The organism is Paenibacillus sp. CAU 1782 (assembly GCF_054551715.1).
This window is the reverse complement of sequence record NZ_JBTOLL010000011.1, coordinates 76,474-91,623: the sequence shown is the minus strand read 5'-3', so window position 1 is coordinate 91,623 and position 15,150 is coordinate 76,474. Positions and strand designations below refer to the sequence as shown.

Annotated in this window: 13 protein-coding genes; 3 read left to right on the top strand and 10 right to left on the bottom strand. The window is 47.3% G+C overall.

Annotation, left to right across the window (positions count from 1 at the left end; translation table 11 throughout):
* Positions 1–74: 74 nt before the first annotated feature.
* Complete coding sequence (locus tag ACX93W_RS19515; RefSeq protein WP_459394091.1) at positions 75–2,357, top strand: preprotein translocase subunit SecA; 2,283 nt, start codon at positions 75–77, stop codon at positions 2,355–2,357.
* 154 nt (positions 2,358–2,511) lie between these two features.
* Here ACX93W_RS19515 and ACX93W_RS19510 read toward each other — a convergent pair whose 3' ends face one another.
* The 5 genes from ACX93W_RS19510 to ACX93W_RS19490 form a co-directional block, all read right to left on the bottom strand.
* Positions 2,512–3,318, bottom strand: coding sequence for a helix-turn-helix domain-containing protein (locus tag ACX93W_RS19510; RefSeq protein WP_459394052.1), 807 nt, complete (start codon positions 3,316–3,318; stop codon positions 2,512–2,514).
* A gap of 28 nt (positions 3,319–3,346) precedes the next feature.
* Complete coding sequence (locus ACX93W_RS19505) at positions 3,347–4,141, bottom strand: VOC family protein (protein ID WP_459394051.1); 795 nt, start codon at positions 4,139–4,141, stop codon at positions 3,347–3,349.
* A 379-nt stretch (positions 4,142–4,520) separates the two neighbouring features.
* On the bottom strand, positions 4,521–4,697 hold the full coding sequence (locus tag ACX93W_RS19500; protein ID WP_459394050.1) for a hypothetical protein: 177 nt from the start codon (positions 4,695–4,697) through the stop codon (positions 4,521–4,523).
* The gene (locus ACX93W_RS19495; RefSeq protein ID WP_459394049.1) at positions 4,675–5,913 is read right to left on the bottom strand and encodes a molybdopterin-dependent oxidoreductase; all 1,239 of its coding nucleotides are present in this window, start codon (positions 5,911–5,913) and stop codon (positions 4,675–4,677) included. Before ACX93W_RS19495 ends, ACX93W_RS19500 begins: the two co-directional genes overlap by 23 nt.
* Before the next feature lie 293 nt (positions 5,914–6,206).
* Entirely contained in the window at positions 6,207–7,946 is a 1,740-nt protein-coding gene (locus tag ACX93W_RS19490; RefSeq protein WP_459394048.1) for an ABC-F family ATP-binding cassette domain-containing protein, read from the bottom strand.
* Positions 7,947–8,249: 303 nt separating this feature from the next.
* Here ACX93W_RS19490 and ACX93W_RS19485 point away from each other — a divergent pair, with 303 nt between their 5' ends.
* A complete protein-coding gene (locus ACX93W_RS19485; protein ID WP_459394047.1) occupies positions 8,250–8,552 on the top strand; it encodes a hypothetical protein in 303 nt (100 codons plus the stop codon).
* 396 nt (positions 8,553–8,948) lie between these two features.
* Here ACX93W_RS19485 and ACX93W_RS19480 read toward each other — a convergent pair whose 3' ends face one another.
* Together ACX93W_RS19480 and ACX93W_RS19475 are read right to left on the bottom strand one after the other, a co-directional pair.
* The gene (locus ACX93W_RS19480) at positions 8,949–10,187 is read right to left on the bottom strand and encodes a molybdopterin-dependent oxidoreductase (RefSeq protein WP_459394046.1); all 1,239 of its coding nucleotides are present in this window, start codon (positions 10,185–10,187) and stop codon (positions 8,949–8,951) included.
* A 327-nt stretch (positions 10,188–10,514) separates the two neighbouring features.
* Positions 10,515–10,928 carry a GNAT family N-acetyltransferase gene (locus tag ACX93W_RS19475; protein WP_459394045.1) on the bottom strand — a complete coding sequence of 138 codons (414 nt, stop codon included), beginning with the start codon at positions 10,926–10,928 and terminating at the stop codon, positions 10,515–10,517.
* A 132-nt stretch (positions 10,929–11,060) separates the two neighbouring features.
* Between ACX93W_RS19475 and ACX93W_RS19470 the strand changes: the two genes are divergently transcribed.
* A complete protein-coding gene (locus ACX93W_RS19470) occupies positions 11,061–11,930 on the top strand; it encodes a LysR family transcriptional regulator (protein ID WP_459394044.1) in 870 nt (289 codons plus the stop codon).
* Between the two features lie 372 nt (positions 11,931–12,302).
* On the opposite strand, the gene ACX93W_RS19465 is transcribed toward ACX93W_RS19470, so the two are convergent.
* The 3 genes from ACX93W_RS19465 to ACX93W_RS19455 all read right to left on the bottom strand — a co-directional run bounded on the left by ACX93W_RS19465 (position 12,303) and on the right by ACX93W_RS19455 (position 15,072).
* The gene (locus tag ACX93W_RS19465) at positions 12,303–12,716 is read right to left on the bottom strand and encodes a VOC family protein (protein WP_459394043.1); all 414 of its coding nucleotides are present in this window, start codon (positions 12,714–12,716) and stop codon (positions 12,303–12,305) included.
* A 234-nt stretch (positions 12,717–12,950) separates the two neighbouring features.
* Positions 12,951–13,787, bottom strand: coding sequence for a sulfurtransferase (locus tag ACX93W_RS19460; RefSeq protein WP_459394042.1), 837 nt, complete (start codon positions 13,785–13,787; stop codon positions 12,951–12,953).
* Between the two features lie 133 nt (positions 13,788–13,920).
* Complete coding sequence (locus ACX93W_RS19455) at positions 13,921–15,072, bottom strand: DUF418 domain-containing protein (RefSeq protein ID WP_459394041.1); 1,152 nt, start codon at positions 15,070–15,072, stop codon at positions 13,921–13,923.
* Positions 15,073–15,150 lie beyond the last annotated feature (78 nt).

Below are 15,150 nucleotides of genomic sequence, written 5' to 3'. Positions count from 1 at the left end.
CGAAATGGACTCTTGATAACAATCGTGCATTAAACTTGTCCAAGATATTTCTGTTAAGGGGAGAGCGTATGCCTATGAATGCAGCCGTCAAGTTCATTCAGAATTTCAGGGACCGCGAAGACCAGCTAAGGCTTAAGGGCTATCGGGACAAGGCAAGTCTCATCCGCCAACAGAATTTGGAGGCATGGGACGACAACCAGCTTCAAGCGGAATCTCTCCGGCTGAAAAAGGAAGCTCAAGGGGGCGCGCCTCTGGGCGAGCTGCTGATTGACGCTTATGCGCTGGTTTGCGAGGCAGCAAAAAGAACGCTGGGATTACGGCCCTATGATGTTCAAATCATGGCCGCCATCGCACTGCACGAGAGATTTCTGATCCAGCAGCATACCGGCGAAGGCAAAACGCTTTCCGCCGTTATGCCCGCTTTTCTGCATGCGCTCACGGGCGAAGGCGTCCATGTGCTGACTTTTAACGATTATTTGGCAAACCGTGATGCAAATTGGATGGGGCCTGTCTATTCGTTTCTGGGGTTAACAGTTGGCGCCGTTCAAGCGGGCATGAGTCTATCGCGGAAACGGGAAGCGTACGCTGCGGATATCACCTACGTGACAGCCAAAGAGGCGGGCTTTGATTACCTGCGGGACACCATTGCTCTGGATAAAGCCGATACCGTGCATCGCACCTTCCACTACGTGATTGTCGATGAAGCGGATTCCTTGCTTTTAGACGAAGCACGCGTTCCGCTCGTTATCGCCGGCGAGCCGGACTCCTCTGGCAATGAGGAGAATCATCTGGCCGAAATAGCACGACAGCTTCAAGAAAATGAGCATTATGACTTTGACGAGTTCAAACGAAACGTCTACCTAAGCGAAGCCGGTTCGGCAAAAGTGGAATCGCTGCTGGCCTGCGGCAATTTGTACGAAGATCATAATAGCGGGTTGTTAATGACGTTAAACTGTGCGCTGCATGCGGAGCTACTCTTGAAAAAGGATGTTGATTATATTGTTCGAAACGGCAAAATCGAGCTGATCGACGAATATACCGGCCGCGTAGCGGAAAACCGGCATTTGCCGGAGGGGCTGCAGAGCGCGCTTTACGCCAAAGAAGGGTTGCCCTCAAAAGCCGGCGGCAAGGTTCTCGGCACGATCACCCTTCAGCACTTCCTTAGCCTGTATCCGGAGATTTGCGGAATGACGGCAACCGCAAAAGCTTCGGCATTCGAATTCGAGGATCTTTATAGCTTGCAGGTCGTGGAAATCCCGTCGAATCGGACAAACATACGGATCGATCATCCGCATCGTATTTATACCCATAAAGAAGCTAAATTCAAGGCGCTTGTCCAGGATATTGTGTCCATTCATTCTACGGGTCGTCCCATTCTGATTGGCACCTCAAGCGTCGAGGAATCGGTTATTCTGGCGAAGGCTCTTGCGGAGGCCCATGTGCCATGCCACGTCTTGAATGCCAAAAACGATGCGGAGGAAGCCGAAATCATCGCCAAAGCGGGAGAAATCGGAGCTGTAACGGTTTCGACGAATATGGCGGGACGCGGCGTTGACATTCGTCTTGGCGGCGGCAACCCCGAGCAAGGCGAAGCCGTTGCCAGGCTAGGCGGCTTGTACGTGATCGGCACGCATATGCACCAAAGCGTGCGGATCGACAATCAACTACGGGGACGAGCAGGCCGCCAAGGCGACCCGGGGTCTTCCGTCTTTTACGTTAGCCTGGAGGACGAGCTGCTGCTGCAATTCGGCGCCGCTCTAACAAAACGCGGCCTTAGGCAGGATGAGGCTCTCGAAGATTCCGAGCTCCGGGACAAAATCGACCATATCCAGCGCACGATTATGGGCCAAAACTTCCATATCCGTCAGGAGCTGAACAGTTATTCCGATGTAATCGAGATTCAGAGGCGCACGTTATACGAGAAGCGGCTTGCCATTTTGAACGGCGTAACGTCCATGAGCCCTTCCGAGCAGCGAGTACGGCTTTTTTATATCGACAAGTTCTGGGCTGACCATTTGGCCTACGCTTCGTACATTCGTGAAGGCATCCATCTAACGGGATTGGTCAAACACAATCCGATCGATGAATTTCATGATCAAATCATTGAGGCCTACGAGCAGATGCCGGCTGAAATAGATAGAGAGGCAGCGGACATGCTGTCCAAGCTGGGTGGTTCCAATGATCCGGCAGTGTGGGAAAAGTTCGGGCTGAACAACCCCCCCTCCACTTGGACGTATATTATCAACGATCAATACCAGCAATACCTGCTGAATCGCGGTTCATGGACCCCAGGCACAATGATCGCATATTTGCTGCGCCGGCTGGCGAAGCCGATGTTCGGGTGGTCGAAATTTTAAATGAGGAAGCGGTACGCGAAAAGTGGCGTCTGTCAAGGAGGCATGAAAAGCCCCCCGCTTAGTCAGGAGATTACGTTGAGACACTCCGGGCAGAGATCGAGGGGCATGAGTCCGGTATAAACCTAATACATGCCCTTCATGAAGCCAAACACTCTTAGTCCATGATGTTCGCCTGCTCTTCACCGCGTGTGACAGGTATCATCCACTGATAATGTGTCTTGTCGTGAAGCTGGTACCGCTCCAGATTAGGACCCGTGGGCTGAAATCCAAACGATTGCAATATCAGCATTAAGCTAAAACAAGCGTATTGATCCGTCGACAAGCAATCAAGTGTAACGAACAATGTCGGGGGGATAACCTCAAATTCAGCTTCAAGCCCCGCTTCATTCATCCATTCGACAGAATCACCTGACTTCAATGACCAGCGAAAACCGACTTTGCCCAGCATTTCATTCCCGATTATACGTTCGTGACGCACGTAGGCCTCTTTTGATTGCAAGAGTCCCCGCTTTTCCAGGAAAGCCGCGCTCTCGTCTATAGCCTTTGCAAAAGGACTTGTCTGACGCTTGACGCGATACCGAAACCACAGCATTTTTGTGGACTGAGACCAACGGACTAACCGGATATGCTCGTCGACGGAGTCCACGCCATCCAGATACTGTTTGGCTACATTCAGCGCCAACAGCTTCGCATCGACGTCTTGCCGCCACTTTCGCAGCCATTCTGCTTGCCCCTCAGTATCCACAGCAAAATATTGACGGATCTCGCTTAGACCTATTCCCGCTTGGCGTAGTGTATGAATCCTTAAAGCGCTCGGAATCTGGTCCTCCCGGTAGTAGCGATAGCCATTATCCGCGCGATGACTTGGCTTGAGCAGCCCTTCTTTTTCATAATAACGAAGTGTGCTGGGAGGAAGACCCGTACGCTCAGAAAAGCTCTGGATCGTCATATTTGCTTTCAAGGACCCTTCCTCCTGTCGCTTTCATTACTTAATAATAGCTCCACACGTTCAGACGATTTCCGTCCGGATCAAAGAAGTGGAAGCCCTTCCAACGCTCTCCGACAATTTCGGACGTCTCGATCCCCTGCTCCTTCAGCCATTCGTTTTTCTTATATAGGTCCTCTTGCTCTTTAATCTGAAAATACAATCTGGCGCCGGGATTGGCTTTTTTCGTTAAAAGCTCGCTATCCACTTTTTCCAGCCATGCAAAATCCCAAGCTTCGCGCATTAGTGCAAATCCACGGTCTTGAAAATTTTTCTTCGAGCTTTCCCAGCCGCATACCCGCGAATACCAGTCAATTGAAGCGTCCAGATCAGAAACGCCCAGCCACAATGGTTTTGCCGCATATTGAATAACTCGCGATTCCGGGAATTTACTCTCCAGCTTTTTGTCCTCGCTTAAGGTCAGCCGCACATTTCCGAATGCAAAGATATCAGCGGAACGTACTCTGTCCGGCATCATTACCGGTGTGCTGCATGCAACGCCTTGACGATCGAAGTATTCCAATGTCTGGTCCAGATTAGCCGTACGAAAGCAGAATCTGCAAGTGCCCTCATGATAATCCTCTGACGTAAAGTGGCTTAAATCGCTTTCAAACGATTTCAGATTGGCTTGTCCATTGCCAGGCATTTTGAAAAAAGCCTTCCTGCCAACCGGCGGCCCTTCGCCTCTGCCAATTAACGTCCAGCCCATTTTTTCACCGTACCATTCGACTGCCTCATCAAATTGATCCCATGGAACCATAATAAAACCGCCGTCAAACGTCATTCTAGTATTCTCCATTGATACGCCCCCACTTTTTGGTATATTCCCGGGTAAGATCATCATACACCTTAAAGCAGCTTTAAGGTCAAGGGGGAGTATTCCAAATTTCCACTAAATCCTCCGGCATGACCAGCCTAATCGATTCAACGCTTCTAGGGAATGTCTTAAAATTCACTCAAGGGCATCTATCACCGCCTTTTCGCTCCCTGCGGAGTTTTCAGACGCGCCCTAGTTGTCTGCGTTCAATTATGGTAAGATGGGTGGAGTGCATGTTGGGTTCATGCGCTTCCTTGATCTTCTAGATGACGAATTTTTATTAAAATTCGTCATTTTTAAAAGGATGATTTATTATAAAGATTGAACAGCAGCACATAAATTGCATAAAATGCCGCCATTATTATGTAACTTGGGACCCCAGCGCGCCGAGAGGCTGCAGGGCCTTCGGATTTAAAACACAGGCGATGCCAAGCCAGGTCGTTTTGACTTCCTCAGGCAAGCCTTGCATGAACTTTAAAGAAAAGGGCAAGGAATGAGAACCTTTATTGCAGCCTTCAAACCCAAGCGTCGTTTGCATAGCCGCGCTGCTCCCAATATCCGGTATGCTCCCCTTCAATCAGTTCAATACGGTTCAGCCATTTGACCGACTTGTACGCATACATTTTCGGTACAACGAGCTTGACCGGGCCGCCGAGATCGCTTGGAATCGATTGGCCGTCATGCATAACGGCGACCATCACATCGTCCATATCCGCCTGCTCTAGTGTCAGTGTATCGCTGTAAACACCGTCACCTGAATAAAATTTCACCGTCTTAGCTTTTGACAGGACACCCGCGCTTTTCAGAAGCTCCTTAAGCTTGATGCCCTCCCACGTATTGTTGTACACGGACCAACCCGTCACACAATGAAAATCGCTCACCTGCACCGTCCGCTTCAAACCAACAAATTGCTCCCAGTTCCACTTCATGGGCTGATCGACCAAGCCATCAATCGTAAACGACCAATTGCTATTGTCGAATTTCGGAATGGGTGTTACCGTGTATACGCGAAAATTCCCTTTTGCCCCTCCGCCAGTAGGCGGAAGCGATGCTGGAAGCGGCTGAGGCTCAGGCAGCAGCCTATTTCCATCCTCTGCAATAAGCTCGTCAATAGATGCGGTCCCGCCTGAGCCTGTACCCAGCGTACCGCCAAGCCATTTTACAAAAGAAGGGCCCATCGCAATCGCTATTCCCGCACCCAGCGTCCATTTAATAACCTGACGCCGAGAATAGACCGCTTGCGGCCCTGCGGCTGGGTGAATGACTGCCTCGGAAACCGGCTTTATCGTACGACGATTCGGTTCCTTAAGCCATTTCATCCGCGTAATGGAATGATAAATAATATAAGGCAGTCCGATCCAGGTCAGCAAATCATGCACAAGCAACGCTGCATTTGATATTTCGGGGCCGACCAGTCGGAACTGCCATAGAAGCAAACCGGACAAAAGCCATCCAGCAAGCAGTGTCAATACGAAAATGACATTAAATTTTTGCCATGGCTTATCCTTAATTTGCTTCCAGTGCTTAGCGGCAAGAAATAAATAATAAACAACGGGTAATAGCGAAGCAATTCCGACCATGATATGCAGCCATTTAAGCCACACGCGGCCTTCGCCCAGAACCCCCCGCCAGAAACCGCCCAGCAGCATAAGCCCTGTCAACGCCAAAATAACAATAATCCACCCGTTCCAGGCGTGAAGCGAGACGAGCTTTTTCCCGTATCCCTTGCGCAAGCGCTCAATAAATGAACTCATCCAGAGATGTCCCCTTTCAACGCTCCATAACATCCGCCATACGTATGCCCGGAATATTGGTCAATCCAGCCTATTTGTTTCAGTATAGCATCTTTATATTGCAGAATGCCTTAGAGCCAGCTTAAGAACAACCTTCACAGCCTTTTCGCCCGCTCCAGTCCATTCAATCAAGCCACGTATACATCAATCCCCCGACTGTCACCATAAGGCAATCGCATTCCTCCCAGACTAAAGCAAAACGCAAAAAAGCACATCGCCACATGGGCAACGTGCTCTCTGCATCATACGGTGCTTCAAAGTGATTTGATCAGCTCTTCCAGCTCATCAACCAATCCCTTTGCACGTTCAAAATCAGTATCCTTTAAAGCCAATTCTATTTGCATTTCAACCGATTTTTTATTTTGTTCAGCTAATAAATAGTCCTTATCAAAATGACTCGCATATATCATCTGTCTGTATTTTCGAATACTCATTTTCCTGATCGACTTGTCTTCGATAATCAACACATAATCCATACCATTTACAACCGAATAGAAATCATGTGAAATCATAACAATCGCGCCTTTATAGTTTTCGATCGCTTTTTCTAGCGCTAATTGTGAATAGATATCCAAATGACTTGTCGGTTCATCAAGCAGCAATACGTTTGCTTTACTGGCGGCGGCTTTAGCCAATTGAAGCATGTTTTTTTCTCCACCGGATAAAGATTCTATCTTTTGGGTAACGATCTCTCCTTCAAAGCCATAGTTTGAAAGATACGCTCTGACTTCATCATACGTTTTAAATCCGGCATCGATGAATTCCTCCAGGATGGTATTCGATTCCTTCAGCACTTCGCCTTGATTTTGAGATAAATAAGCTAGTTTAACATCGCTATTTATTTCAATGGAATCATGATTATTTTGGAAGATATCTCGGAGTAATGTCGTTTTCCCGGTGCCGTTCGAACCAATAATGGCTACTTTATCCGTAGATTTTATCTCAAAGCTAACCTTGTCCAAAAGCAATTCGTCAAAAGCAACACTATACTGATGGACGTTTACGACAGTGGTTTCCTCAATCTCATTATCCATATCAAAAGAAATAATCGGTTGCTTAATATCAACAAATGGCGCTTTAATTCTGCGCGCTTCCAATCTTTCTTGAAACTTGACTCTGGCTTTTAATGCTTTTCCTCTAGACGCTTCTGAATTATACGTTGCGATCACTCTAAGATTGGCAATGATCGTTTCGTTTCTCTCCACTTCTTCATCCTCGGCGACTTTAAGTTCTTGCAACTCAACTTTAGACTGAAGCAAAGAGAAGGTATAATCCATATATCGCCCTTCAAACTCTTGGATCTCCATGTTTTCGAGGTGTATGATTTTATTAAAACAATGATTTAATAAATATCGGTTGTGCGTAACCACTAACAATATGCCTTTGTGGGAATTGATAAGGTTCTTAAGCCCATTAAGGTTTTCAAAGTCTAAGAATACATCCGGTTCGTCCATAATCATTACGTCCGGACTACCAAGCATTTCCTTCATCACTTGAATAAGCTTGAACTCCCCGCCGCTCAAGTCGGATACCCTAACATCTTTCAGCTTCATAAGGTTTGCTGCATTTAGTTTCTTATTCATGTTGCTTTCAAAATCTTCCCCGCCAAGTGAATCGAATGCGTCTAAAGCTAACTGGTATTTTTCTAATAAGGAATCAATATCCGATGATGTTTCCATCTCCGTGCAAATAGCGGTTATTTCATTCTGTATCTCAATAAATTCTTCCCCTATATATTCAAAAACGGTGGTTTCTTTCGTTTTATCGAATTGCGGAAATTGACTTACGAAACCAATCTTGCAAGACGGATCGATTTCTAGCTTGCCCTCGAACAAATATCTTTCCGGATCCATTAAGATATCGATTAATGTACTTTTACCATTGCCATTTGATCCTATAAAAGCGCAATGCTGCGAATCCTCAAGCGTAAATGAAATATTTTTATATAGCTCTTTTTGCGGAAATGAGAAGGATAAGTTATTAACTTTTATCATGGTAGTTCCTTTCTCTATATCTAAAATAGTGACAATGATTAGCTGTATTGCAAACGATAGATTATGGGTTTACCGTTGTTAGAGTAACACTGTTCACTATCAACTTCAATTGATTTGTGTCTTCCCTTGGCGGTCAAAGTACCATATTTCTTTTTTAGTCTATTAACACGCTGAGGAAAATATAAAGAATTGGTGAAATCACGCTATACGGCAGCCCGGTTTATCCGATAAAGTAAGAAGAGCGGTATGGGGCATCCAATTCGCTCATTCTGCATCAATACCACCTAAAGGAGATGTCTGCGAATGCAATACCAATTTTGCCAACAGGTCACGATTGTGGATATGAACGATGAGATTATTTCGGAAGTGTTGTTCGATCATGGGGAGTTCGAAACGGCTTCCTTATCGGTTGGGTCTTCCGTTCTGATTCATCAAGTAGGATTGAAGGAATTTAATGTCGTTTACGATAAAAGGGACGGCAAAATCGCTCGGTATAAAATCACGGATATCGAAATCGATCTCATCGCGCGACCCACGATCACGCGGGTTTATCTCGAGTCGGTGAAGCTTATCGTCGGCCAGCACGATATCGGGATGATGGTCTAAATGAATTAGCAAATCGGGGCCGCTGCAGCCGTTCAACCACGTCTGGCGCGGCCCCCCTCTCTTATTCTTATAGCAAGTCCAATCAACTTTCTTCTATGAGATAGACCGCGTGCCGTCCAGGCTGCACGCGGTCTCCTTGTAAGGAAAGCGAAGCGAACCGCAGCCAACTACTTCAAAAGAAACGACTCATTGCAGCGGACCTTGGCAACAGAGGCTTGAGGCTCTCTGAGTTTACTTTGAGTGCATTCCAGAGCTCCTGAGCCCAACGCAAAGAAGTACATCGCCACATGTGCGATGTACTCCAATTACAATACCGAAATCCATCTTATCGGTTTTCTTCATCTCCGGTTGCAATGAGATTGTCAGAATAAGAAAGCTTATCTCTCCAGCTTCTTATCAAACCCAAGCGTCGGTTGCATACCCGCGCCGCTCCCAATATCCCGTATGCTCCCCTTCAATCAGCTCAATTCGGTTCAGCCATTTGACCGACTTGTACGCATACATTTTGGGTACAACAAGCTTGACCGGACCGCCGAGATCGCTTGGAATCACCTTTCCATCATGCATAACAGCGACCATCACATCATCCATATCCGCTTGCTCGAGTGTTAGGGAATCGGTGTACACACCGTCTCCGGAATAAAACTTCACCGTCTTCGCTTTCGATTGAACACCTGCGCTTTTAAGCAGTTCCTTAAGCGTGATGCCCTCCCACGTATTGTTGTACACAGACCACCCCGTCACACAATGAAAGTCGCTCACCTGCACCGTCCGCTTCAAAGCAACAAACTGCTCCCAGTTCCACGTCATAGGCTGATCGACCAATCCATCAATCGTAAACGACCAATTGCTATTGTCGAATGTTGGAATTGGCGTTACTGTGTACACGCGAAAAGTCCCTTTTGCACCGCCGCCGCTAGGCGGAAGCGATGCTGGAAGCGGCTGCGGCTCAGGCAGCAGCTTATTGCCATCCTCTGCAATAAGCCCATCAATAGATGAAACCCCGCCTGAGCCCGTCCCCAGCGTGCCGCCCAGCCATTTTACAAAAGAAGGTCCCACCGCAATCGCTAATCCGGCACCCAATGTCCATTTAATAACCTGCCGCCGTGAATAGACCGCTTGCGGCCCTGCAGCCGGATGAATGAATTCCTCAGTAACCGGTTTTATCGTACGACGATGAGGTTCCTTCAGCCATTTCATCCGCGTAATGGAATGATAAATGATATAAGGCAGTCCGATCCACGTCAGCAAATCATGCGTAAGCAATGCCGCATTCGATACTTCTGGGCCAACCAGTCTAAACTGCCATAGAAGCAGGCCGGACAAGAGCCATCCAGCGAGCAGTGCCAGCACAAAAATGACGTTGAATTTTTGCCACGGCTTATCTTTAATTCGCTTCCAGTGCTTAGCGGCAAGAAATAAATAATAAACAACGGGTACTAGCGAAGCAATTCCAACCACGATATGCAGCCATTTAAGCCATACGCGGCCTTCGCCCAGAACCCCCCGCCAGAAACCTCCCAGCAGCAGAAGCCCCGTCAATGCCAAAATAACAATGATCCACCCGTTCCAGGTGTGGAGCGAGATGAGCTTTTTCCCATAGCCCTTGCGCAAACGCTCAATAAATAAACTCATCCAGAGATATCCCCTTCCTGCGCTCCATAACTCCAGCCTTTAACAGGCTATCAGAATATCGGTTATTCTTGCCTATTCATTTCAGTATAACATCTTTATACTGCGGCTTACCTTAACGCCTGCTTAAGAGCAATCTTTACAGCCTTTTCATCCGCTCCATTCTTCCGAGCCAACGCAGCATAGTAAAAAGCAAAAAGTACATCGCCACATGTGCGATGTACTCCGAGTCACATACTGCTATACGCCTTTCGGTTTCTCTTTATCCCTAACAGCAACCGGATTCTCGCTATACGAAATCCAGTTGCTCCAATTGTCTTATACGCCGTATCACTCGGTGTCCTTCGAAAAGACCGAGAAACCGCTCCTCTTCTCCCAGCCAGACCTGCTCCAAAAATAGTTGCCACCTTCATTATCATCCAGAACAAAGATGTGGCATTTGTCTATTCCTTCATCTCTTAATTTGCTCAGACACAAATCTACCAATCGCTGTCCGATTTTCTTATGTCGGAATTCTGGCTTCACGGCAACATGATAAATAAATCCTCTTCGACCATCATGCCCGCAAAGTATTGTTCCTACTATGCTGCTCTCCACCTCATATACATAGCTGAGTCCTTTATTCCGGTCCAAATACATCTCAATATTGGTTTTGGAATCGGCAGCGCTTAATGCCAACCCCTCAATTTCCCCCCAAAAATCAGTCATCTGCTCATAGTCATAGATAGTCATTTCACGAATCACGTTTAGCCAGCACCTTCCCAAACTTGTATTTACAGTACTTCATTTAGTATATTAATGAATAACCCATCAATCAAATGAATAATTAAACTATTTACTATGAATAAAATAGATAATAAGAGGTGTAAGTATAAAATGACGCTACTACAGCTTGCAGTCTTTATTGCCATTCACGAAAAAGGAAGCTTTACCAAGGCTGCGGAGAGCTTGAATATGTCACAATCTGCTGTAAGCCACTCCCTGCAATCGCTTGAAGCCGAGCTTGGCATTGAGCTGTTTGATCGCAACAAGAGGGAAGTTCGGATTACGGAAGCAGGTACTTCTTTTCTTCCACATGCAAGAGAAGCACTGAACCAAACCCGGATTATTGAGGAAAAAGCGCTTAGCCTAACGAAGCTTGAATCCGGCAAGGTCAAAATCGGTTGTTTTCCAAGCTTTACTGCAAATCTAATACCAAAATTATTGCTTGGCTTTCACCAAAAACATCCAAACATTGAGTGTATTGTTACGGAAGGCGATTATTGCGATATAGCCGAATGGGTTAAAGAGGGCGAGGTGGATATCGGCTTTTCGGTTGATCCCAATAATGAATTGACTTTTAATGATTTATTCGACGACCCAATTCACGTAGTGATGTCAGATACACATCGACTTAATTTACAAACGACTATTAATATAGGTAGCATTGCTGCAGAACCATATATCAACGTGCGGGGATACGAGCAACTACTAAATTCGATTTTACAGAACTCATCAAGCCGATTGAATATTAATTACAATTTAAGCAACACCTTTTCAATTATTTCAATCGTCCGTGCGGGATTAGGAATCACACTTCTGCCTGAACTGGCTATCCCGTTTGATTCAAAAGGCATTTCTACTAGGCAGCTAACCCCTTCTTTTAACCGTTCCATCGGACTTGTCACCCGCTCTGTGTCTACGCCTGCTCCTGCGGTACAGGCCTTTATGAGATATTCGTTGCAGATGTTAAAAAAACCAACATGATACAATGAATGAGCAAAGCAAAGCCGTGGCAAAAGTTCGGTCTGAGCTTGGATCGGTTGGCGGTACTGCCGCCGAAACCGAACGGAAATGATGGATATATTCGGGAGAACGCATCGCTTACGCGTCTGTAGCATTCGGCTGCCTTATGAACAGGAGCCGTTCAGAGCAAGAGTCCTCCCGGACTCCGATGCCATTCAACAACCACCTGACCCGACCGCCTTATGTGGCTAGCCCCGGGCCGCTTGCAGCTGCTTTCCTTGGGTTCTTGTTTGGAAGCTGTTTGACAGAAAAGCTCAAAGAGGGCCGCAACAGCCTGCCCCTCGGCAACCTGTCACAGCCCCCAAACCCGCGTCCAACGCGGCCTCTCAGTTCTTACTCTTCTCCCTTCGCCACTGGGTTGACTGCAAAGATGGAATGAATGTTCCCCTCCGGGTCTGCAAAGAACCCCGTTGTGTGCCCCCAAGACATCAACTTAGGCTCTGTAATCCCCGTAGCTCCTTTTGAGACGAAATCATGATAAGTTTCACGGGCATCTTCAGGTGAATCACATTGAAAATTAAGCTCAAAAGCTTGTCCTTTGCGTTCTTCCGTAAAAGAAGGATGATTGTTCGTGTTGTCCGCCATTAATGGTTTTGAAAAAATCGCTAGGCGAACTCCGCTATTTTCAAATTCAACATAATGATTTTCCTCAATTACTGTATTAAATCCCAGGACATCACGATAAAATCTAGCCAATCGGGGGACATCATTCGCTAAAACTGTAATCCCTTCTAATTGCGCTCTCATGTTTATCAAGCCCACCTTTGCACATTAATATAACCTTACTACCATAATATAGCATATAGAATAAATGAGATCAAATGTTCGTTTTTTTTGAATGACGTCAACTTTTTCTAGTATGGCATTTTCTGAAGTGGTTCCGCTTCTTGTTTGTAAAAGAGCAAAAGAGGGCTGCAACAGGTCACTTACTCCTAACCTGCCGCAGCCCCCAAACCTGCGTCCGACGCGGTCTTTCGGCACTTACTCCTCCCCCGTCGCCACCGGATTCTCGCTATACGAGATCCAATCGCTCCAGCTCCCCGCATACAACCTCACCCTCGAAAAACCCGCTTCCTGCAGGGCAATCACATTAGGCGTTGCCGTTACGCCCGAACCGCAATAAACAACAATTTCGCTATCCTTATCCAGATCGGCAAAACGCTCCGCTTGGGCCTCGGCATCCTTCCAAGAACCACTCTCCGTCAAGCCGTCCTTCCAGAAGACATTGATCGCGCCGGGAATATGTCCCGCCACCCGGTCCAGCGGCTCGACCTCGCCACGGTAACGAGGAGCTTCGCGGGAATCGATCAGCGTCAATCTTTCGTCATCCAGCCGCTCCCTCAGCTCGTCCATTTCCATCAGGATGGAGTGCTCAACAACTGCTAGAAATTTAGTCGGCTGAACCGTCCCGAGCTCCGCAGAAACGGAATATCCCGCGTTAACCCATGCCGTGTACCCTTCATCCAGCACGGCCACCGCTTCATGGCCCAGATAGTTAAGCAGCCACCAAAGCCGGGAAGCCATCGCTCCGCCTTGATCGTCATAAGCGATAACTTGAGATTCATTGCCGATGCCTACGCGGCTGAGCGCCATGGTCAATTCTACGATATCCGGTAGCGGATGGCGTCCGCCATGCTCGCCGATCGGTGCGGACAAATCCTTTTCCAAATCCAAATAAACTGCGCCGGGAATATGCGAAGCTTTATACTGCTCTCGGCCCGCATCCGGCTGGCCCATCACAAAGCGGCAGTCCACGACTACCACATTCGGCTCATCCAGGGAGTCATGCAGCTCTTGCAACGACATAATATTTTTCATCTATTTATCCGCCTTCCTTGATCCTCATCATGCCTCCCATTATACCAAACAACCGGCAAGACTGCTGTAGGGATTAAACAGCTGAAATAGACACGAACACAATTATTTCCGGACGGTCGAGGCAGCAATGCCTTCAGCCCCGGCTTTTCATGGATGGCACAGTCCAATAGGTAATGACTCTCCATATCCACTCCAGAGGCCCCATCCTGAACCGGCGCAGCCAAAGTCTGCTGAGCAGCAGCTGACACGCAAACACGCAGATTGAAATAAGCAGCTGCACGACATGCCCTGCTTGCCCGAAATAACCAAATCCGTAGCCATAAAAAATCAATGTTCCGATGACGGATTGCAGAATATAGTTGGTAAAAGCCATACGTCCAACATACGCAAAAGGGCTCAGCCACTTCTTGCCTGCTTCAGTCTGCGAAACAAGTACAATCGCTGTTATATACAACATAGCGCCGACCGGCCAGCCGATCAACATCGCTAGATCAGACCATGGTTTTGCCGAAATAATCGTCAGCGTTGTTAATCCTGTGAACAAAAGCAGCATCGCTACACAAAGCTTTCCAAGCATGACTCTGTGCATCTCAGCTCGATGGAACCATTTTTTCCTGGCAAAAAAAGCCCCCAACAAAAACATGCCTAGCAAGTGCGGATAAAATCCGATCTGCTCCGGTGCCGTTCCCATCCACTCCTGAATTCTTTGCTGCAAAATAAGGCTGTACGAGCCTTCGCCATAAATCTTTGTGTTCAGTGCTACATAACTGTCAAAATAGTCGGGCAGCTGGAATGTGCCGGCTCCGCCTCCGATCAAGGTCAACAAGGGCAGCAGCGAGATCAGCGCCAGCGCGCTAATAAGCAGCGTCCGCGGCTTACGGTTCACAAACAATAAAAGCAGAAACCCCAGCAGCGCATAATGAAGCAGGATGTCCCCATACCAGATGAGAAAACCGTGAAGCAGGCCGAACAGGGCTAGCGCCAGCAGCCGTCTAGTGATTAACGGGGCAAACCATATCTCTCGTTTTTTCGCACTCTCCAGCATCAAGACCATTCCAAAACCAAACAGAAATGAAAAAATGGAAATAAACTTGCCCGCCACAAACAAGGTTTCCAGCTCGCTTACAAGCTTGTCCCAAAATCCCGGCCATAACTCAGCTTGATAAGCTATCGCTAGATAAGGCGTACTGAAAAACCTCATATTAATAATGAATACACCTAATAAAGCAATACCACGTACGATATCAATGACTTCAATCCGCTGTTTCCGTTCTTCTATCCCCAATGTGATTTCTCCCTTCTGCTATGCCCAAACATCTATTCCAAGCTTAGTTGACTTCCCATTCATTTCCTATCGATTAGC